The 20759-nt window shown below is 41.0% G+C and carries 24 protein-coding genes and 1 other annotated feature; of the genes, 23 read left to right on the forward strand and 1 reads right to left on the reverse strand.

Features of this window, described 5'->3' with window-relative positions:
• Positions 1 to 272 precede the first annotated feature (272 nt).
• The 13 genes from SMSK597_RS06755 to SMSK597_RS06815 all read left to right on the forward strand — a co-directional run bounded on the left by SMSK597_RS06755 (position 273) and on the right by SMSK597_RS06815 (position 11070).
• Entirely contained in the window at positions 273 to 980 is a 708-nt protein-coding gene (locus tag SMSK597_RS06755) for an IspD/TarI family cytidylyltransferase (RefSeq protein ID WP_000638488.1), read from the forward strand.
• Positions 981 to 984: 4 nt separating this feature from the next.
• A complete protein-coding gene (locus SMSK597_RS06760; RefSeq protein WP_000609872.1) occupies positions 985 to 2007 on the forward strand; it encodes a ribitol-5-phosphate dehydrogenase in 1023 nt (340 codons plus the stop codon).
• A 16-nt stretch (positions 2008 to 2023) separates the two neighbouring features.
• The gene (locus tag SMSK597_RS06765) at positions 2024 to 2893 is read left to right on the forward strand and encodes a phosphotransferase (RefSeq protein ID WP_000411195.1); all 870 of its coding nucleotides are present in this window, start codon (positions 2024 to 2026) and stop codon (positions 2891 to 2893) included.
• Positions 2883 to 3761, forward strand: a complete 879-nt coding sequence (locus SMSK597_RS06770; RefSeq protein ID WP_000850667.1) for a DMT family transporter — start codon at positions 2883 to 2885, stop codon at positions 3759 to 3761. Before SMSK597_RS06765 ends, SMSK597_RS06770 begins: the two co-directional genes overlap by 11 nt.
• Positions 3762 to 3772: 11 nt before the next feature.
• Positions 3773 to 4462: a sugar phosphate nucleotidyltransferase gene (locus SMSK597_RS06775; RefSeq protein ID WP_000643960.1), complete on the forward strand. Its 690-nt coding sequence runs from the start codon at positions 3773 to 3775 to the stop codon at positions 4460 to 4462.
• A gap of 87 nt (positions 4463 to 4549) precedes the next feature.
• The gene (dprA, locus tag SMSK597_RS06780; protein WP_000705323.1) at positions 4550 to 5398 is read left to right on the forward strand and encodes a DNA-processing protein DprA; all 849 of its coding nucleotides are present in this window, start codon (positions 4550 to 4552) and stop codon (positions 5396 to 5398) included.
• A 102-nt stretch (positions 5399 to 5500) separates the two neighbouring features.
• Positions 5501 to 5632: a sequence feature (ribosomal protein L20 leader region), on the forward strand.
• A 15-nt stretch (positions 5633 to 5647) separates the two neighbouring features.
• Entirely contained in the window at positions 5648 to 6178 is a 531-nt protein-coding gene (gene infC / locus SMSK597_RS06785) for a translation initiation factor IF-3 (protein WP_000848180.1), read from the forward strand.
• 32 nt (positions 6179 to 6210) lie between these two features.
• Positions 6211 to 6411 carry a 50S ribosomal protein L35 gene (rpmI, locus tag SMSK597_RS06790; RefSeq protein ID WP_001125943.1) on the forward strand — a complete coding sequence of 67 codons (201 nt, stop codon included), beginning with the start codon at positions 6211 to 6213 and terminating at the stop codon, positions 6409 to 6411.
• Between the two features lie 51 nt (positions 6412 to 6462).
• A complete protein-coding gene (gene rplT, locus SMSK597_RS06795; protein WP_000124834.1) occupies positions 6463 to 6822 on the forward strand; it encodes a 50S ribosomal protein L20 in 360 nt (119 codons plus the stop codon).
• A gap of 58 nt (positions 6823 to 6880) precedes the next feature.
• Entirely contained in the window at positions 6881 to 7261 is a 381-nt protein-coding gene (gene gloA / locus SMSK597_RS06800) for a lactoylglutathione lyase (protein WP_000157153.1), read from the forward strand.
• Between the two features lie 248 nt (positions 7262 to 7509).
• Positions 7510 to 8310, forward strand: a complete 801-nt coding sequence (locus tag SMSK597_RS06805; RefSeq protein ID WP_001070075.1) for a dihydroorotate dehydrogenase electron transfer subunit — start codon at positions 7510 to 7512, stop codon at positions 8308 to 8310.
• Positions 8273 to 9259 (forward strand): dihydroorotate dehydrogenase, encoded by a 987-nt coding sequence (locus SMSK597_RS06810; protein ID WP_176602557.1) that lies wholly within the window; start codon positions 8273 to 8275, stop codon positions 9257 to 9259. Before SMSK597_RS06805 ends, SMSK597_RS06810 begins: the two co-directional genes overlap by 38 nt.
• A gap of 98 nt (positions 9260 to 9357) precedes the next feature.
• On the forward strand, positions 9358 to 11070 hold the full coding sequence (locus SMSK597_RS06815; RefSeq protein ID WP_000734100.1) for a glucosaminidase domain-containing protein: 1713 nt from the start codon (positions 9358 to 9360) through the stop codon (positions 11068 to 11070).
• 161 nt (positions 11071 to 11231) lie between these two features.
• Here SMSK597_RS06815 and pavA read toward each other — a convergent pair whose 3' ends face one another.
• Positions 11232 to 12887 carry an Rqc2 family fibronectin-binding protein PavA gene (pavA, locus tag SMSK597_RS06820; protein ID WP_000006747.1) on the reverse strand — a complete coding sequence of 552 codons (1656 nt, stop codon included), beginning with the start codon at positions 12885 to 12887 and terminating at the stop codon, positions 11232 to 11234.
• Between the two features lie 104 nt (positions 12888 to 12991).
• On the opposite strand from pavA, the gene ybeY reads away from it, so the two are divergent.
• From ybeY to smpB, 10 genes are all read left to right on the forward strand, one after another.
• The gene (gene ybeY, locus SMSK597_RS06825; RefSeq protein WP_000275156.1) at positions 12992 to 13489 is read left to right on the forward strand and encodes an rRNA maturation RNase YbeY; all 498 of its coding nucleotides are present in this window, start codon (positions 12992 to 12994) and stop codon (positions 13487 to 13489) included.
• On the forward strand, positions 13470 to 13865 hold the full coding sequence (locus tag SMSK597_RS06830; RefSeq protein WP_000378157.1) for a diacylglycerol kinase family protein: 396 nt from the start codon (positions 13470 to 13472) through the stop codon (positions 13863 to 13865). The genes ybeY and SMSK597_RS06830 overlap by 20 nt, the downstream gene beginning before the upstream one ends.
• A 16-nt stretch (positions 13866 to 13881) precedes the next feature.
• Positions 13882 to 14781, forward strand: a complete 900-nt coding sequence (gene era / locus SMSK597_RS06835; RefSeq protein ID WP_000143264.1) for a GTPase Era — start codon at positions 13882 to 13884, stop codon at positions 14779 to 14781.
• 48 nt (positions 14782 to 14829) lie between these two features.
• Positions 14830 to 15654 carry a DNA-formamidopyrimidine glycosylase gene (mutM, locus tag SMSK597_RS06840; protein WP_001114629.1) on the forward strand — a complete coding sequence of 275 codons (825 nt, stop codon included), beginning with the start codon at positions 14830 to 14832 and terminating at the stop codon, positions 15652 to 15654.
• On the forward strand, positions 15654 to 16259 hold the full coding sequence (gene coaE, locus SMSK597_RS06845) for a dephospho-CoA kinase (protein WP_000516181.1): 606 nt from the start codon (positions 15654 to 15656) through the stop codon (positions 16257 to 16259). Before mutM ends, coaE begins: the two co-directional genes overlap by 1 nt.
• Entirely contained in the window at positions 16246 to 17445 is a 1200-nt protein-coding gene (locus tag SMSK597_RS06850) for a multidrug efflux MFS transporter PmrA (RefSeq protein WP_000136133.1), read from the forward strand. Before coaE ends, SMSK597_RS06850 begins: the two co-directional genes overlap by 14 nt.
• Positions 17445 to 17594, forward strand: coding sequence for a 50S ribosomal protein L33 (gene rpmG, locus SMSK597_RS06855; RefSeq protein ID WP_001809104.1), 150 nt, complete (start codon positions 17445 to 17447; stop codon positions 17592 to 17594). The genes SMSK597_RS06850 and rpmG overlap by 1 nt, the downstream gene beginning before the upstream one ends.
• Before the next feature lie 39 nt (positions 17595 to 17633).
• A complete protein-coding gene (gene secG, locus SMSK597_RS06860; RefSeq protein ID WP_000282517.1) occupies positions 17634 to 17867 on the forward strand; it encodes a preprotein translocase subunit SecG in 234 nt (77 codons plus the stop codon).
• Positions 17868 to 17965: 98 nt separating this feature from the next.
• Positions 17966 to 20320: a ribonuclease R gene (gene rnr / locus SMSK597_RS06865; protein WP_000654927.1), complete on the forward strand. Its 2355-nt coding sequence runs from the start codon at positions 17966 to 17968 to the stop codon at positions 20318 to 20320.
• Complete coding sequence (smpB, locus tag SMSK597_RS06870; protein WP_001051750.1) at positions 20283 to 20750, forward strand: SsrA-binding protein SmpB; 468 nt, start codon at positions 20283 to 20285, stop codon at positions 20748 to 20750. The genes rnr and smpB overlap by 38 nt, the downstream gene beginning before the upstream one ends.
• The last annotated feature ends 9 nt before the right edge of the window (positions 20751 to 20759 follow it).

Genomic DNA, 20759 nt, shown 5'->3' on the forward strand with positions numbered 1-20759 from the left:
GTCAAGTAATCACTTTGAAGTTTCAAAGCTTAATTTTAAGTTTTCTTTAAGAAAACTATATTATTCTGAAGAACTCTAAAATTTCACAGCCATTTATTGGCAATGATACAGAATTCCTGGTCATTGCTAGAAATGGACTAGTTTCTTTGAATAATAGAACTCCTTAATCCTTCTATTCTAGAACGGGAGGGCCGGTATTTCTTTCATGATAGGACTAGATTGTGGTATAATAGAGAGAATAAGTTTTTTTAGTAAGACAAAGGAGAAAACAGATGATTTATGCAGGAATTCTTGCTGGTGGAACTGGCACACGCATGGGAATCAGTAACTTGCCAAAACAATTTTTAGAGCTAGGTGATCGACCTATCTTGATTCATACAATTGAAAAATTTGTCTTGGAACCAAGTATTGAAAAAATTGTAGTTGGGGTTCATGGAGACTGGGTTTCTCATGCAGAAGATCTTGTAGATAAATATCTACCTCTTCATAAGGATCGTATCATCATTACAAAAGGTGGTGCTGACCGCAATACGAGTATTGAGAAAATCATTGAAGCTATCGATGCTTATCGTCCGCTTACTCCAGAGGACATCGTTGTTACCCACGATTCTGTTCGTCCATTCATTACGCTTCGCATGATTCAGGACAATATCCAACTTGCCCACAATCATGACGCAGTGGACACAGTGGTAGAAGCGGTTGATACTATCGTTGAAAGTACCAATGGTCAATTCATTACAGATATTCCAAATCGTGCTCACCTTTATCAAGGACAAACACCTCAAACATTCCGTTGCAAGGACTTCATGGACCTTTATGGTTCTCTCTCTGCTGAAGAGAAGGAAATCTTGACAGATGCATGTAAAATCTTTGTGATCAAAGGAAAAGATGTGGCCTTGGCCAAGGGTGAATATTCAAATCTAAAAATTACAACCGTAACAGATTTGAAGATTGCAAAAAGTATGATTGAGAAAGACTAGTAAAATGATTAATCAAATTTATCAACTAACTAAGCCCAAGTTTATCAATGTCAAATACCAGGAAGAGGCTATTGACCAAGAAAATCATATCCTTATCCGTCCCAACTACATGGCTGTATGTCATGCGGATCAGCGTTACTACCAGGGAAAACGTGATCCCAAGATTTTGAATAAAAAGCTTCCAATGGCAATGATTCACGAGTCATGTGGAACCGTTATTTCTGATCCGACAGGAACCTATGAGGTTGGGCAAAAAGTTGTCATGATTCCCAATCATCCTCCTATGCAGAGCAATGAAGAATTCTATGAGAACTACATGACAGGGACTCATTTCTTGTCTAGTGGATTTGATGGCTTTATGAGAGAGTTTGTTTCTCTTCCTAAAGACCGTGTGGTGGCTTATGATGCTATCGAAGATACGGTTGCAGCCATTACAGAGTTTGTCAGTGTCGGCATGCATGCTATGAATCGCTTATTGGCTCTTGCTCATAGCAAGCGGAACCGAATCGCCGTTATCGGAGATGGAAGTTTAGCTTTTGTGGTTGCCAATATTATCAACTATACTTTGCCAGAAGCAGAGATTGTGGTTATTGGTCGTCATTGGGAAAAGTTGGAACTCTTCTCTTTTGCCAAAGAATGCTATATCACTGATAATATTCCTGAAGATTTGGTCTTTGACCATGCTTTTGAGTGTTGTGGTGGTGATGGTACTGGACCAGCTATCAATGATTTGATTCGCTACATTCGTCCTCAGGGAACGATTCTCATGATGGGTGTTAGCGAGTATAAAGTCAATCTCAATACACGCGATGCCTTAGAAAAGGGCTTGCTCTTGGTTGGTTCCTCTCGTTCTGGTCGCATCGATTTTGAAAATGCAATCCAAATGATGGAAGTCAAGAAATTTGCCAATCGTCTTAAAAATATCCTTTATCTAGAAGAACCTGTAAGAGAAATTAAAGATATTCACCGTGTCTTTGCAACCGATTTAAACACAGCCTTTAAAACCGTGTTTAAGTGGGAAGTATAAGTGCTGGAGGTTAATTGTGGAGAAAATCATTAAAGAGAAAATTTCTTCCCTACTTAGTGCAGAAGAGGAAGTCCTCAGTGTCGAACAATTGGGGGGAATGACCAATCAAAACTATTTGGTCAAAACAACAAATAAGCAATACATTGTTAAATTCTTTGGTAAAGGGACAGAAAAACTGATCAATCGTCAAGATGAAAAGTACAATCTTGAACTACTAAAGGATTTAGACTTAGATGTAAAAAATTATCTTTTTGATATTGAAGCTGGTATCAAAGTAAATGAGTATATCGAATCTGCGATTACGCTTGATTCAAGGTCAATCAAGACCAAATTTGATAAAATTGCTCCAATATTACAAACTATTCATTCTTCTGGCAAGGAATTAAGAGGAGAATTTGCTCCTTTTGAAGAAATCAAAAAATACGAATCCTTGATTGAAGAAAAAATCCCTTATGCCAACTATGAAGCTGTTCGAGAAGAAGTCTTCTCCTTAGAGAAAAGACTGGCTGACTTAGGTGTTGACAGAAAATCTTGTCATATCGATTTGGTACCTGAAAACTTTATCGAATCACCTCAAGGACGACTTTATCTGATTGACTGGGAATATTCATCAATGAACGATCCAATGTGGGATTTGGCTGCCCTCTTTTTAGAGTCTGAATTCACTCGTCAAGAGGAAGAAGACTTCTTGTCTCACTATGAGAGTGACCAAACACCTGTCTCTCGAGAAAAGATTACCATTTATAAAATTTTACAAGATATCATTTGGAGTTTATGGACAGTCTATAAAGAAGAGCAAGGTGCAGATTTTGGTGACTATGGTGTGAGTCGTTACCAAAGAGCTGTCAAAGGTTTGGCTTATTATGGAGGTTCAGATGAAAACTAAAAATGGAGTTTCTTTTGGTCTACTTTCAGGTATTTTCTGGGGGTTGGGTCTAACGATTAGTGCTTATATCTTTTCGATTTTTACAGATTTGTCGCCCTTTGTGGTGGCCGCTGCTCACGATTTCTTGAGTATCTTTATCTTACTAGCTTTTCTCTTGGTAAAAGAAGGAAAAGTTCGCCTCTCAATTTTCTTAAATATTCGCAATGTTAGTGTTATCATCGGAGCCTTGCTAGCAGGCCCTATCGGTATGCAGGCCAATCTTTATGCGGTTAAGTATATCGGAAGTTCCTTAGCTTCATCAGTATCCGCTATCTATCCTGCGATTTCAGTTTTATTAGCTTTCTTCTTTTTGAAGCACAAGATTTCAAAAAATACTGTATTTGGGATTGTCTTGATTATTGGAGGGATAATTGCTCAGACCTATAAGGTTGAACAGGTTAATTCCTTCTACATTGGTATTCTCTGTGCTTTGGTTTGTGCCATTGCATGGGGAAGCGAGAGTGTTCTTAGCTCTTTTGCCATGGAAAGTGAATTGAGTGAAATCGAAGCCCTCTTAATCCGTCAAGTGACTTCATTCTTGTCCTATCTTGTGATTGTGCTCTTCTCTCATCAGTCATTTACCGCAGTAGCCAATGGACAATTGCTAGGTCTCATGATTGTCTTTGCAGCCTTTGATATGATTTCCTACTTGGCTTATTATATCGCTATCAATCGCTTGCAACCAGCCAAGGCTACAGGATTGAACGTGAGTTATGTAGTTTGGACTGTCTTGTTTGCAGTTGTTTTCTTGGGTACACCGCTAGATATGCTGACAATTATGACGTCACTTGTCGTCATTGCTGGAGTTTATATTATTATTAAAGAATAAAGGAGATTCGTGTGAAAGCCATTATCTTAGCAGCGGGATTGGGAACTCGCTTGCGTCCTATGACTGAAAATACCCCTAAAGCCTTGGTTCAGGTTAATCAAAAACCTTTGATTGAATACCAAATTGAGTTTCTAAAAGAAAAAGGGATCCATGACATCATCATCATCGTTGGTTACCTTAAAGAACAATTCGATTATTTAAAAGAGAAATACGGAGTTCGACTCGTTTTCAATGATAAATACGCTGACTACAATAACTTTTACTCTCTCTATCTTGTAAAAGAAGAATTGGCCAACAGCTATGTTATTGATGCAGATAACTATCTCTTTAAAAATATGTTCCGCAATAATCTGACACGTTCGACTTATTTTAGTGTTTATCGTGAAGATTGTACCAACGAATGGTTCTTGGTCTATGGAGATGACTACAAGGTTCAAGACATTACTGTTGATAGTAAGGCAGGTCGCATCCTTAGTGGTGTATCCTTCTGGGACGCTCCAACTGCGGAAAAAATTGTCAGCTTTATTGACAAGGCTTATGCAAGTGGTGAATTTGTTGATCTCTACTGGGACAATATGGTTAAGGACAATATCAAAGAGCTGGATGTCTATGTTGAAGAATTAGAAGGCAATAGCATCTATGAGATCGATAGTGTCCAAGACTACCACAAATTAGAAGAAATTCTTAAAAACGAAAATTAAAGATTTCAACATCTGGCTGAAATAGTCGGATGTTTTTTTGATTTTTTACGAATAAATAGATGACTAGAAAAAGAAATGGAGTTATTTATGAAAATCACAAACTATGAAATCTATAAGTTAAAAAAATCAGGTTTGACCAATCAACAGGTTTTGAAGGTCCTAGAATACGGTGAAAATGTTGATCAGGAGCTTTTGTTGGGTGATATTGCAGATATATCAGGTTGCAGAAATCCAGCTGTTTTTATGGAACGTTATTTTCAGATAGACGATACGCATTTGGAGAAGGAGTTTCAAAAATTTCCATCTTTCTCTATTTTAGATGACTGTTACCCTTGGGATTTGAGTGAAATATATGATGCGCCTGTACTTTTATTTTACAAGGGAAATCTTGACCTCTTGAAATTTCCAAAAGTAGCGGTTGTGGGCAGTCGTGCTTGTAGCAAACAGGGAGCTAAGTCGGTTGAAAAAATTATTCAGGGTTTGGAAAATGAACTGGTTATCGTCAGTGGACTGGCCAAAGGCATTGACACAGCAGCTCATATGGCTGCTCTTCAGAATGGCGGAAAAACCATTGCAGTGATTGGAACAGGTCTAGATGTGTTTTATCCTAAAGCCAATAAACGATTGCAAGACTATATCGGAAATGATCATCTACTTCTCAGTGAATATGGACCTGGTGAACAACCTCTGAAATTTCATTTTCCTGCCCGTAATCGCATCATCGCTGGACTTTGTCGAGGTGTGATTGTAGCAGAGGCTAAGATGCGCTCAGGTAGTCTCATTACCTGTGAGAGGGCAATGGAGGAAGGGCGCGATGTCTTTGCTATTCCTGGTAGCATTTTAGATGGACTATCAGACGGTTGCCATCATTTGATTCAAGAAGGGGCAAAATTGGTCACCAGCGGGCAAGATGTTCTTTCGGAATTTGAATTTTAAGGCGAAATTTTTCCTTCAACGGTCGGTTAACAAACAGAAACTTTTCAAAAAAATAACTTTTTATCTTGACAAGGTCTAGAAAACTTGGTATCATATAAAAGTTGAGAAAAGCAGAAGTGAGAGCTTCTCGCCTTGTGACATTAAGTTGCCTGGCCCTACGGATGAAAAGTTTCTAAGAAACGCTATCATAACGTGCGGGCTTGTATATTTACGAGTCCGCTATTGTTTTTCTCTAATAAAACAAAAGAGGTGAAAACCATAGCAAAGCAAGACTTATTCATCAATGATGAGATTCGTGTACGTGAAGTTCGCTTGATTGGTCTTGAAGGAGAACAGCTAGGCATCAAGCCACTCAGTGAAGCGCAAGCTTTGGCTGATAACGCTAATGTTGACCTAGTGTTGATTCAACCCCAAGCCAAACCGCCTGTTGCAAAAATTATGGACTACGGTAAGTTCAAATTTGAGTACCAGAAGAAGCAAAAAGAACAACGTAAAAAACAAAGTGTTGTTACTGTGAAAGAAGTTCGTCTAAGTCCAACTATTGACAAGGGTGACTTTGATACAAAACTTCGCAATGCACGCAAATTCCTTGAAAAAGGAAATAAAGTTAAGGTATCTATTCGCTTTAAGGGTCGTATGATTACCCATAAAGAGATTGGTGCAAAAGTTTTAGCCGAGTTTGCTGAAGCAACTCAAGATATTGCCATCATCGAACAGCGTGCTAAAATGGATGGACGTCAAATGTTCATGCAATTGGCGCCAGCGACTGACAAAAAATAATTGTCAGAAAGTTAAATAAAGGAGAAAAAATCATGCCAAAACAAAAAACACACCGCGCATCAGCTAAACGTTTCAAACGTACAGGTTCTGGTGGACTTAAACGTTTCCGTGCTTACACTTCTCACCGTTTCCACGGAAAAACTAAGAAACAACGTCGTCATCTTCGTAAAGCATCTATGGTGCATTCAGGAGATTACAAACGTATCAAAGCAATGCTTACTCGCTTGAAATAATAGCTCGACTGTAAGTAAACAATTCTAGGAAATATTTGGAGGAAATAAAACATGGCACGTGTTAAAGGTGGCGTTGTATCACGCAAACGTCGTAAACGTATTCTTAAATTAGCAAAAGGTTACTATGGAGCTAAACACATCTTGTTCCGTACTGCAAAAGAACAAGTAATGAATTCTTACTACTATGCATACCGTGACCGTCGTCAGAAAAAACGTGACTTCCGCAAATTGTGGATCACTCGTATCAACGCGGCAGCTCGTATGAACGGACTTTCATACTCACAATTGATGCATGGTTTGAAATTGGCTGAGATCGAAGTCAACCGTAAAATGCTTGCTGACTTGGCTGTTAATGATGCAGCAGCTTTCACAGCTCTTGCAGATGCAGCTAAAGCAAAACTTGGTAAATAATAACAGATAAGACTGGAACAGGATTGTCCCAGTCTTTTTGAAAATAAAGGAGAAAAATATGGCTTCAAAAATGCTACATACTTGCTTGCGAGTAGAAAATCTTGAAAAATCAATTGCATTCTATCAAGATGCTTTTGGTTTTAAAGAATTGCGTCGCAGAGATTTTCCAGACCATGCCTTCACGATTGTCTATCTAGGTCTTGAGGGTGACGACTATGAGTTGGAGTTGACTTATAACTACGATCATGGTCCTTATGTGGTTGGAGATGGGTTTGCCCATATCGCCCTCAGTACACCTGATCTTGAGGCGCTTCATCAAGAGCACAGTGCCAAAGGCTATGAAGTTACTGAGCCAAATGGTCTACCAGGAACTGCACCAAACTATTACTTTGTCAAAGACCCTGATGGCTACAAGGTCGAAGTCATTCGTGAAAAATAATCTCGTGAAGTTAAGTAGAATGTTCGTTTTCTACTTGACTTTTTTTAGCTGAAAGAGTAAACTAATAAAAGTTTAACCTTTAAGGGGAGTCCAGAGAGACTCACAAGGTGTCAGATAAAAGAATAGTACAATTTTTTAGAGGAGACTTTTTGAGTGTGCTCTCTTGTCTTGTACGATTTTAACTGAGGCCTTGCACTAGCAAGGTCTTTTCTTTGTCTGGTCCCCTTAAAATTTAAGGAGGAAAAGTCATGAATCCCACATGTAAGAAACGTTTGGGTGCCATTCGTTTGGAAACCATGAAGGTGGTTGCACAGGAGGAAATCGCGCCAGCAATCTTTGAATTAGTTCTAGAAGGGGAAATGGTTGAAGCCATGCGAGCAGGCCAATTTCTTCATCTGCGTGTGCCTGATGATGCCCATCTTTTGCGTCGTCCTATTTCAATTTCGTCTATTGATAAGGCTAATAAGCAGTGTCATCTTATTTATCGGATTGAAGGGGCTGGGACAGCTATTTTCTCAACCTTAAGTCAGGGGGATACTCTTGATGTGATGGGCCCTCAGGGGAATGGTTTTGACTTGTCTGACCTTGATGAGCAGAACCAGGTTCTCCTTGTTGGTGGGGGTATTGGTGTTCCGCCCTTGCTTGAGGTGGCCAAGGAATTGCATGAGAGTGGTGTGAAAGTAGTGACAGTTCTCGGTTTTGCGACTAAGGATGCTGTTATTTTAGAGACGGAATTAGCTCAATATGGTCAAGTTTTTGTAACGACAGATGATGGTTCTTATGGCATTAAGGGGAATGTCTCCGTGGTCATCAAGGATTTAGACAATCAATTTGATGCTGTTTACTCATGTGGGGCGCCTGGAATGATGAAGTATATCAATCAAACCTTTTATGACCATCCAAGAGCCTATCTATCTCTGGAATCTCGTATGGCTTGTGGAATGGGGGCTTGCTATGCCTGCGTCCTAAAAGTGCCAGAAAGCGATACGGTCAGCCAACGTGTCTGTGAAGATGGCCCTGTTTTCCGCACAGGAACAGTTGTATTATAAGGAGAAAATTATGACTACAAATCGTTTACAAGTCTCTCTACCAGGCTTGGATTTGAAAAATCCGATTATTCCAGCATCAGGCTGTTTTGGTTTTGGTCAAGAGTATGCCAAGTACTATGATTTAGACCTTTTAGGTTCTATTATGATCAAGGCGACAACTCTTGAACCCCGTTTTGGCAATCCAACTCCAAGGGTGGCAGAGACGCCTGCTGGTATGCTCAATGCAATTGGCTTGCAAAATCCTGGTTTGGAAGTTGTTTTGGCTGAAAAGTTACCTTGGTTAGAAAGAGAGTATCCAAATCTTCCCATTATTGCCAATGTAGCTGGTTTTTCAAAACAAGAGTATGCAGCTGTTTCTTATGGTATTTCCAAGGCAGCTAATGTGAAGGCTATTGAGCTCAATATTTCTTGTCCCAACGTAGACCACTGTAATCATGGACTCTTGATTGGTCAAGATCCTGATCTGGCTTATGATGTGGTGAAAGCAGCTGTGGAAGCCTCTGATGTACCAGTTTATGTCAAACTAACTCCTAGTGTGACCGATATCGTTACTGTCGCAAAAGCTGCAGAAGATGCAGGAGCAAGTGGCTTAACCATGATTAATACTCTGGTTGGAATGCGCTTTGACCTCAAAACCAGAAAACCAATCTTGGCCAATGGAACAGGTGGAATGTCTGGTCCAGCAGTCTTTCCAGTAGCTCTCAAACTCATCCGCCAAGTCGCTCAAACAACAGACCTGCCCATCATTGGAATGGGAGGAGTGGATTCGGCAGAAGCTGCCCTAGAAATGTATCTGGCTGGAGCATCTGCTATTGGAGTTGGAACAGCCAACTTTACCAATCCTTATGCCTGCCCTGATATCATCGAAAATTTACCAAAAGTCATGGACAAATACGGCATTAGCAGTCTGGAAGATCTACGCAAGGAAGTAAAAGAGTCTCTGAGGTAACCTGCAATCAATCTGTTCTTGATTTTTTATTAGTTTGTAATGTTGATTATAGAGAATTTTGATATAATGAAATGAGTAAGAACAGAGGAAGAAAGTTAATGAAGAAATTAAAATTTATTTTTTTAGCCCTGCTATTTTTCTTAGTCAGACCAGAGAGTGCAATGGCTAGCGATGGTACTTGGCAAGGAAAACAATACCTGAAAGCAGATGGTAGTCGAGCAGCCAATGAGTGGGTTTTTGATGCTCATTATCAATCTTGGTTTTATATCAAAGCAGATGCAAACTATGCTGAAAACGAATGGCTAAAACAAGGTGACGACTATTTTTACCTCAAATCTGGTGGCTATATGGCAAAATCAGAATGGGTAGAAGACAAGGGAGCCTTCTATTATCTTGACCAAGATGGAAAGATGAAAAGAAATGCTTGGCTAGGAGCTTCCTATGTCGGTGCTACAGGTGCCAAGGTAATAGAAGACTGGGTCTATGATTCTCAATATGATGCTTGGTTTTATATCAAAGCAGATGGACAACACGCAGAGAAAGAATGGCTCCAAATCAAGGGGAAGGACTATTATTTTAAATCTGGTGGTTATTTACTAACAAGTCAGTGGATTGAGCAGGCTTATGTGAATGCTAGTGGTGCCAAAGTACAGCAAGGTTGGCTTTTTGACAAACAATACCAATCTTGGTTTTACATCAAAGAAAATGGGAATCATGCTGATAAAGAATGGATTTTCGAAAATGGTCACTATTATTATCTAAAATCCGGTGGCTATATGGCAGCAAATGAATGGATTTGGGATAAGGAATCTTGGTTTTATCTCAAATCTGATGGTAAAATGGCTGAGAAAGAATGGCTATACGATTCTAAAAGTCAAGCCTGGTACTACTTCAAATCTGGCGGCTACATGGCGAAAAATGAGACAGTAGATGGTTATCAGCTTGGAAGCGATGGAAAGTGGCTTGGAGAAAAAGCTACAAACGAAAATGCTGCTTACTATCAAGTAGTACCTGTCACAGCAAATGTTTATGATGCAGATGGTGAAAAGCTGTCCTATATATCACAAGGTAGTGTTGTCTGGCTAGACAAGGATAGAAAAAGTGATGACAAGCGCTTGGCTATTACTATTTCTGGTTTGTCAGGTTATATGAAAACAGAAGATTTACAAGCACTAGATGCTAGTAAGGACTTTATCCCTTATTATGAGAGTGATGGGCATCGTTTTTATCACTATGTGGCTCAGAATGCTAGTATCCCAGTAGCTGCTCATCTTTCTGATATGGAAGCAGGCAAGAAATATTATTCGGCAGATGGGCTGCATTTTGATGGTTTTAACCTTGAAAATCCCTTCCTTTTCAAAGATTTGACAGAGGCTACAAACTACAGTGCTGAAGATTTGGATAAGGTATTTAGTTTGTTAAATATTGACAATAGTCTCTTGGAAAATAAGGGAGCTACCTTTAAGGAAGCTGAAGAACATTACCATATCAATGCCCTCTATCTCCTTGCTCATAGTGCCTTAGAAAGCGACTGGGGACGTAGCAAGATTGCAAGAGATAAGAATAATTTCTTTGGTATTACAGCCTATGATACGACCCCTTACCTTTCTGCCAAGACATTTGATGATGTGGATAAGGGTATTTTAGGAGCAACCAAGTGGATTAAGGAAAATTATATCGATAGGGGCAGAACTTTCCTTGGAAACAAGGCATCTGGTATGAATGTGGAATATGCCTCAGATCCTTATTGGGGTGAAAAAATTGCTAGTGTGATGATGAAAATCAATGAGAAACTAGGTGGCAAAGATTAGTCCTATAATTGAATATGATTTGTGTATAATACTCAATGAAAATCAAAGAGCAAACTAGGAAACTAGCCGCAGGCTGTACTTGAGTACGGCAAGGTGACGTTGACGTGGTTTGAATTTGATTTTCGAAGAGTATAAGCTAAAAATCCTGATTTCAAGTCGAATCAGGATTTTTTCATGGATGCGATTTTTTCTGGGTCTGGTGTGACACGGAGGGTCTTTTGCCCTGTGTAGGTGACAAAGCCGGGTTTTCCACCAGTTGGTTTGTTGAGTTTCTTGACTTCAATCATATCTACCTGGACCAGATTTGACAGGCGACCTTGAGAGAAGTAGGCGGCTAGCTCTGCCGCGTCTGTCTTGACTTCATCAGATGGGTCAAGATTTCCTGAGATGACAACATGGCTTCCAGGAATGTCCTTGGCATGGAACCAAAGCTCCTCCTTGCGGGCCATTTTAAAGGTTAGCTCCTCGTTTTGTAGGTTATTGCGGCCGACATAGATGATGGTTTTGCCATCGCTTGCTAGATATTGTTCTGGCTTTTTGCGCTTCTGAATTTTTTCTCGCTGTCTTCTGCGGATAAAACCTGTTTGAATCAATTCTTCACGGATTTCAGCGATTTCTTCCAGTCCAGCTTGGTTGAGGACGGTTTCTACACTTTCCAAATAGAGAATAGTGGCCTTGGTTTCCTCAATCAGATCAGTCAAGTATTTGACAGCTTCTTTTAATTTCTGATACCGTTTAAAGTAGCGTTGGGCATTCTGGTTGGGAGTCAGAGCCTTATCAAGTGCAATCGTGATAGGTTGGTTGGTGTAGTAGTTGTCTAGGATAACCTGGTCTTGGTCGTTAGGCACTTGGTGGAGGAAGGTTGTTAGCAATTCTCCTTTTTGGCGAAATTCTTCAGCGTTGTCTGTCGCCAGTAACTCTTTTTCTTGTTTTTTCAGCTTATGGCGATTTTTTTGAAGTTCATTTTCAACACGGCGAATGAGTTCACTGGCTTGCTGTTTGACGCGGTCGCGCTCAGCCTTATCCTTATAGTAGGTGTCCAACAAATCAGAAAGACTGGCAAAAGGCTCTCCCACCTGATTTGCAAAAGGAACTGGACTGAAGGAAGTCTCAGTCAAGCATGGCTGGGTTTCTTGATTGAAAAAGTTACGGAAAGTAGATAGTTTATCACTAACCAGTATGCTTTCCAATTCATTTGCCGTATCACGTCCCAGACCTTGAAAGAGGCTTTGAAGATTTTTTGCTCTCGTTTCCTGAGTTTGTAGGATTTCAAAGAGCTTTTCATCCTTGATAGTAAAAGGATTGAGAGATTCCGTACTTGGCGGAGCGATATAGGTCGATCCAGGGAGCAAGGTGCGGTAGCTATTTTGTGAAAAACCAACGTGTTTGATAACTTCGAGGATTTTGTGGCTACTTTTATCAACCAGTAGAATATTACTGTGTTTCCCCATAATTTCGATAATCAAGGTTGCCTGGATATGATCTCCAATCTCGTTTTTATTGGAAACTGTCATTTCCACAATACGATCATTTTCCACTTGCTCAATCGATTCAATCAGGGCACCCTGCAAATACTTTCTCAAAACCATGATAAAGGTAGAAGGTTGGGCTGGATTTTCAAAAGTCGTTTGGGTCAGCTGAATGCGTCCAAAAACAGGATGGGCAGAAAGGAGCAGACGATGACTTTGGCGATTGCTGCGGATTTGCAAGACCAATTCTTGTTCAAAAGGCTGATTGATTTTCTGGATGCGACCGTTCACTAACTCTCTTCGCAATTCCTCAACCATGTGGTGTAAAAAAAATCCGTCAAATGACATCGTTCTCTCCTTGTGATTGTATTCCATAGTATTATATCAAAAAGGTAGAATAAAATCATGGAAATGTGGTATAATAAAGCCAAGTAAAGAGAAACGAGAAGCACATGTATATTGAAATGGTAGATGAAACTGGTCAAGTTTCAAAAGAAATGTTGCAACAAACCCAAGAAATTTTGGAATTTGCAGCCCAAAAATTAGGAAAAGAAGACAAGGAAATGGCAGTTACCTTTGTGACCAATGAGCGTAGTCATGAGCTCAATCTGGAGTACCGTGACACAGACCGTCCGACAGATGTTATCAGCCTTGAATATAAGCCAGAGTTGGAAATTGCCTTTGACGAAGAGGATTTGCTTGAAAATCCGGAATTGGCAGAGATGATGTCTGAGTTTGATGCCTATATTGGGGAATTGTTCATCTCTATCGATAAGGCACATGAGCAGGCTGAGGAATATGGCCATAGCTTTGAGCGTGAGATGGGCTTCTTGGCAGTACACGGCTTTTTACATATCAACGGCTATGATCACTACACTCCGGAAGAAGAAGCGGAGATGTTCGGTTTACAAGAAGAAATTTTGACAGCCTATGGACTCACAAGACAATAAACGAAAATGGAAAAATCGTGACCTGATATCCAGTTTAGAATTTGCCATCACAGGGATTTTTACTGCTATCAAGGAAGAACGCAATATGCGAAAACATGCAGTGACGGCTCTTGTAGTCATTCTTGCAGGTTTTGTTTTTCAGGTGTCACGAATCGAATGGCTCTTTCTCCTATTGAGCATTTTCTTGGTAGTAGCGTTTGAGATTATCAACTCTGCTATTGAAAATGTGGTGGATTTGGCCAGTCACTATCACTTTTCCATGCTGGCTAAAAATGCCAAGGATATGGCGGCTGGCGCGGTATTAGTGGTCTCTCTTTTCGCAGCCTTAACAGGCGCATTGATTTTTCTCCCACGAATCTGGGATTTATTATTTTAAACAGTAAGAGGAAATTATGACTTTTAAATCAGGCTTTGTAGCCATTTTAGGACGTCCCAATGTTGGGAAGTCAACATTTTTAAACCACGTCATGGGGCAAAAGATTGCCATCATGAGTGACAAGGCGCAGACAACGCGCAACAAAATCATGGGAATTTACACGACTGATAAGGAACAAATCGTCTTTATCGACACACCAGGGATTCACAAACCTAAAACAGCTCTAGGAGATTTCATGGTTGAGTCTGCCTACAGTACCCTTCGCGAAGTGGATACCGTTCTTTTCATGGTGCCTGCTGATGAAGCGCGTGGTAAGGGAGACGACATGATTATCGAGCGCCTCAAGGCTGCCAAGGTTCCTGTGATTTTGGTTGTGAACAAGATTGATAAGGTTCATCCAGACCAGCTCTTGTCTCAGATTGATGATTTTCGTAATCAAATGGACTTTAAGGAAATCGTTCCAATCTCAGCCCTTCAGGGCAATAACGTCTCTCGTCTAGTGGATATTTTGAGTGAAAATCTGGATGAAGGATTCCAGTATTTCCCGTCTGATCAAATTACAGATCATCCAGAACGTTTCTTGGTTTCAGAAATGGTTCGCGAGAAAGTCTTGCACCTAACTCGTGAAGAGATTCCGCATTCTGTCGCAGTAGTTGTGGATTCTATGAAACGAGATGAAGAGACAGACAAGGTTCACATCCGTGCAACCATCATGGTCGAGCGTGATAGTCAAAAAGGGATTATCATCGGTAAAGGTGGTGCTATGCTTAAGAAAATTGGTAGCATGGCTCGTCGTGATATTGAACTCATGCTAGGAGACAAGGTCTTCCTGGAAACATGGGTTAAGGTCAAGAAAAACTGGCGCGATAAAAAGCTAGATTTGGCTGACTTTGGCTATAATGAAAAAGAATACTAAGTAGAGGTGGGCTTATGCCTGCTTCTTGTTTTTACAGAAGGAGGACTTATGCCTGAATTACCTGAGGTTGAAACCGTTCGTCGTGGCTTAGAAAAATTGATTTTGGGAAAGAAGATTTCGAGTGTAGAAATTCGCTATCCCAAGATGATTAAGACGGATTTGAACGAGTTTCAAAAGGAACTGCCTGGTCAGATTATTGAGTCAATGGGACGTCGTGGCAAATATTTGCTGTTTTACCTAACAGATAAGGTCTTGATTTCCCATCTGCGGATGGAGGGCAAGTATTTTTATTATCCGTATCAAGTTCCCGAACGCAAGCATGCCCATGTTTTCTTTCAGTTTGAAGATGGTGGGACGCTTGTTTATGAGGATGTACGCAAGTTTGGTACTATGGAACTCTTGGCGCCTGACCTTTTGGATGCCTACTTTATTTCTAAAAAATTAGGTCCTGAACCAAGCGAACAAGACTTTGATGTGCAGGTCTTTCAAGCTGCCCTAGCCAAGTCCAAAAAGCCTATCAAATCCCATCTTTTAGACCAGACTTTGGTAGCTGGACTTGGCAATATCTATGTGGATGAGGTTCTCTGGCGAGCTCAGGTTCATCCAGCTAGACCTTCCCAGACTTTGACAGCAGAAGAAGCGACTGCCATTCATGACCAGACCATTGCTGTATTGGGACAGGCTGTTGAAAAAGGTGGTTCCACCATTCGGACCTATACCAATGCCTTTGGGGAAGATGGAACCATGCAGGATTTTCATCAGGTCTATGATAAGGCTGGTCAAGAATGTGTACGCTGTGGTACCATCATTGAGAAAATCCAACTAGGTGGACGAGGCACCCATTTTTGTCCTCAGTGCCAAAGGAGGGGCTGATGGGAAAAATCATTGGAATCACTGGGGGAATTGCCTCTGGTAAGTCAACCGTGACAAATTTTCTAAGAAAGCAAGGCTTTCAAGTAGTGGATGCCGACGCAGTCGTCCACCAACTACAGAAACCTGGTGGTCGTCTGTTTGAGGCTCTAGTCCAGCACTTTGGGCAAGAAATCATCCTTGAAAACGGAGAACTTAATCGCCCTCTCCTAGCTAGTCTTATCTTTTCAAATCCTGAAGAACAGGAATGGTCTAAGCGAATCCAAGGAAAGATTATCCGTGAGGAGCTAGCTACGTTGAGAGACCAGTTGGCTCAGACAGAAGAAATTTTCTTCATGGATATTCCCCTACTTTTTGAGCAGGACTACGTCTCTTGGTTTGATGAGACTTGGTTGGTCTATGTGGACCGAGATGTCCAAGTAGAACGCTTAATGAAAAGGGACCAGTTGTCCAAAGATGAAGCTGAGTTTCGTCTGGCAGCCCAGTGGTCTTTAGAGAAAAAGAAATATTTGGCCAACCATGTTTTAAACAACAATGGAAATCAAGACCAGCTTCTTACTCAGGTATTCTCCCTGCTTGAGGGAGGTAAGCAAGATGACAGAGATTAACTGGAAGGATAATCTGCGCATTGCCTGGTTTGGTAATTTTCTGACTGGAGCCAGTATTTCTTTGGTTGTGCCCTTTATGCCTATCTTTGTGGAAAATCTAGGTGTAGGGAGTGAGCAAGTCGCTTTTTATGCAGGCTTAGCTATTTCTGTCTCTGCTATTTCTGCGGCGCTCTTTTCTCCTATCTGGGGTATCCTTGCTGACAAATACGGTCGAAAGCCCATGATGATTCGAGCAGGCATGGCCATGACCATTACTATGGGAGGTTTGGCCTTTGTGCCAAATATCTATTGGTTAATCTTTCTTCGGTTATTAAACGGTGTATTTGCGGGTTTTGTTCCCAATGCAACGGCCTTGATAGCCAGTCAGGTTCCAAAGGAGAAATCAGGAACTGCCTTAGGTACTTTGTCTACAGGCGTAGTTGCAGGTACTCTAACGGGTCCCTTTATTGGTGGCTTTATCGCAGAATTATTTGGCATTCGTACTGTTTTCTTACTGGTTGGTAGTTTTCTATTCTTAGCTGCTGTTTTAACTATTTGCTTTATCAAGGAAGATTTTCAACCAGTAGCCAAGGAAAAGGCCATTCCAACAAAGGAATTGTTTACATCAGTTAAATATCCCTATCTTTTGGTCAACCTCTTTCTGACCAGTTTTGTCATCCAATTTTCAGCCCAATCAATCGGCCCTATCTTAGCTCTTTATGTACGCGACTTAGGCCAGACAGAGAATCTTCTTTTTGTCTCTGGTTTGATTGTATCCAGTATGGGCTTTTCCAGTATGATGAGTGCAGGAGTTATGGGAAAGCTAGGTGACAAGGTGGGCAACCATCGCCTCTTGGTTGTCGCCCAGTTTTATTCAGTCATCATCTATCTCCTCTGTGCCAATGCCTCTAGCCCCCTTCAACTAGGACTTTATCGTTTCCTCTTTGGACTTGGAACCGGTGCCTTGATTCCCGGGGTTAATGCCCTACTCAGCAAAATGACTCCCAAAGCCGGCATTTCGAGGGTCTTTGCCTTCAATCAGGTATTCTTTTATCTGGGAGGTGTTGTTGGTCCCATGGCAGGTTCTGCAGTAGCAGGTCAATTTGGCTACCATGCTGTCTTTTATGCGACAAGCCTTTGTGTTGCCTTTAGTTGTCTCTTTAACCTTCTTCAATTTCGAACATTATTAAAAGTAAAGGAAATCTAGTGCGAGTAAAAATTAATCTCAAATGCTCCTCTTGTGGCAGTATCAATTACCTAACCAGTAAAAATTCAAAAACCCATCCAGACAAGATCGAGGTTTTAAAGTATTGTCCCAAGGAAAGAAAAGTAACCCTACATCTTGAATCTAAGTAGATTTTATGGTAAAATAATAGGGATTTTAAGGAGTTTGATATGTATAACCTATTATTAACCATTTTATTAGTATTATCTGTTGTGATTGTAATTGCAATTTTCATGCAACCAACCAAAAACCAATCCAGCAATGTATTTGATGCCAGCTCAGGTGATTTGTTTGAACGCAGTAAAGCACGCGGTTTCGAAGCTGTAATGCAGCGTTTGACAGGGATTTTAGTCTTTTTCTGGCTAGCCATTGCCTTAGCATTGACGGTATTATCAAGTAGATAAGAAAATAATGGGCAGGACTAGGTCTTTGCCTGTTTTTATTTTTAATGATGTTGAGAAGGTTTTACAGTAAAAGAAAATAAAAAATCTAGAAAGAAAATATGAAAGATAGAATAAAAGAATATTTGCAAGACAAGAGAAAGGTAACTGTCAATGACTTGGCTCAGGCTTTGGGAAAAGATGGTTCCAAGGATTTTCGTGAGTTGATTAAAACCTTGTCCCTAATGGAAAGAAAGCACCAGATTCGCTTTGAAGAAGATGGCAGTCTGACCTTGGAAGTTAAGAAAAAACATGAGATTACTCTCAAGGGGATTTTTCATGCCCACAAAAATGGCTTTGGCTTTGTTAGTCTGGAAGGCGAGGAGGACGACCTTTTTGTAGGGAAAAACGATGTCAACTATGCTATTGATGGTGATACCGTTGAGGTCGTGATAAAGAAAGTAGCTGACCGCAATAAGGGAACAGCAGCAGAAGCCAAAATTATTGATATCTTAGAACATAGTTTGACAACAGTTGTCGGTCAAATCGTTCTGGATCAGGAAAAGCCTAAGTATGCTGGCTATATTCGTTCAAAGAATCAGAAAATCAGTCAACCGATTTATGTTAAGAAACCAGCCCTAAAACTAGAAGGAACAGAAGTTCTCAAGGTCTTTATCGATAAATACCCAAGCAAGAAACATGATTTCTTTGTCGCTAGTGTCCTCGATGTGGTGGGACATTCAACGGATGTCGGAATTGATGTCCTTGAGGTTTTGGAATCAATGGACATTGTCTCAGAATTTCCAGAGGCTGTTGTTAAGGAAGCAGAAAGTGTGCCTGATGCTCCGTCTCAAAAGGATATGGAAGGTCGTCTGGATCTAAGAGATGAGATTACCTTTACCATTGATGGTGCTGATGCCAAGGACTTGGACGATGCGGTGCATATCAAGGCCTTGAAAAATGGGAATCTGGAGCTTGGTGTTCACATCGCAGATGTTTCCTACTATGTGACCGAGGGTTCTGCCCTTGACAAGGAAGCCCTTAACCGCGCAACTTCTGTCTATGTGACAGACCGTGTGGTCCCAATGCTACCAGAACGCCTTTCAAATGGTATCTGCTCGCTCAATCCGCAAGTTGACCGCCTGACCCAGTCTGCCATTATGGAGATTGATAAACATGGTCGTGTAGTCAACTACACCATCACACAAACGGTTATCAAGACAAGCTTCCGTATGACCTATAGCGATGTCAATGATATCCTAGCTGGCGATGAGGAAAAGAGACAAGAATATCAGAAAATTGTTCCAAGTATTCAACTCATGGCTAAGCTCCATGAAACTCTAGAAAACATGCGTATGAAACGTGGAGCCCTTAATTTTGATACCAACGAAGCGAAGATTTTAGTGGATAAACAGGGTAAGCCTGTTGATATCGTTCTTCGTCAGCGTGGTGTTGCCGAGCGTATGATTGAGTCCTTTATGTTGATGGCCAACGAAACAGTTGCCGAGCATTTCAGCAAGTTGGATTTACCTTTTATCTATCGGATTCACGAGGAGCCAAAGGCTGAAAAGGTTCAGAAGTTTATTGATTATGCTTCTAGCTTTGGCTTGCATATTTATGGGACAGCCAGTGAGATTAGCCAGGAGGCGCTCCAAGACATCATGCGTACTGTTGAGGGAGAGCCTTATGCGGATGTATTGTCCATGATGCTTCTTCGCTCCATGCAGCAGGCTCGCTATTCAGAGCACAATCACGGCCACTATGGACTAGCTGCTGACTATTACACTCACTTTACCAGCCCGATTCGTCGTTATCCAGACCTTCTTGTTCACCGTATGATTCGTGATTACGGCCGTTCTAAGGAAATAGCAGAGCATTTTGAGCAAGTGATCCCAGAGATTGCGACCCAGTCTTCCAACCGTGAGCGTCGTGCTATCGAGGCTGAGCGTGAAGTCGAAGCCATGAAAAAGGCTGAGTATATGGAAGAATACGTGGGTGAAGAGTACGATGCGGTTGTGTCTAGCATCGTTAAATTCGGTCTCTTTGTCGAATTGCCAAATACGGTTGAAGGTTTGATTCACATCACAAATCTACCTGAATTTTACCATTTCAATGAGCGTGATTTGACTCTTCGTGGGGAAAAATCGGGGACAACCTTCCGTGTAGGTCAGCAAATCCGTATCCGAGTTGAAAGAGCCGACAAGATGACAGGTGAAATTGACTTCTCTTACATCCCAAGTGAGTTTGATGTGATTGAAAAAGGCTTGAAACAGTCTAGTCGAAATGACAGAGGGCGTGGTTCCAGTCGTCGTTCAGATAAGAAGGAAGATAAGAGAAAATCAGGACGCTCAAATGATAAGCGCAAGCATTCACAAAAAGACAAGAAGAAAAAAGGAAAGAAACCCTTTTACAAGGAAGTAGCTAAGAAAGGAGCTAAGCATGGCAAAGGGCGAGGGAAAGGTCGTCGCACAAAATAAAAAGGCGCGCCACGACTATACAATCGTAGATACGCTAGAAGCAGGAATGGTCCTGACTGGAACTGAAATCAAGAGTGTGCGAGCTGCTCGAATCAATCTCAAGGATGGCTTTGCTCAAGTGAAAAATGGAGAAGTTTGGTTGAGCAATGTTCATATCGCTCCTTACGAAGAGGGCAATATCTGGAACCAAGAACCAGAACGTCGTCGTAAACTCCTGCTCCATAAGAAACAAATCCAAAAATTAGAACAAGAGACTAAAGGAACAGGAATGACACTGGTTCCCCTTAAGGTCTATATCAAAGATGGCTATGCCAAGCTTCTTTTAGGCCTAGCTAAAGGGAAGCATGACTACGACAAACGGGAGTCTATCAAACGTCGTGAGCAAAACCGCGACATTGCGCGCGTGATGAAAGCTGTTAATCAGCGATAAAAAGAGGAA

The sequence above is a fragment of the Streptococcus mitis SK597 genome, assembly GCF_000148545.1.
In the GTDB taxonomy this organism is placed as follows: domain Bacteria; phylum Bacillota; class Bacilli; order Lactobacillales; family Streptococcaceae; genus Streptococcus; species Streptococcus mitis_C.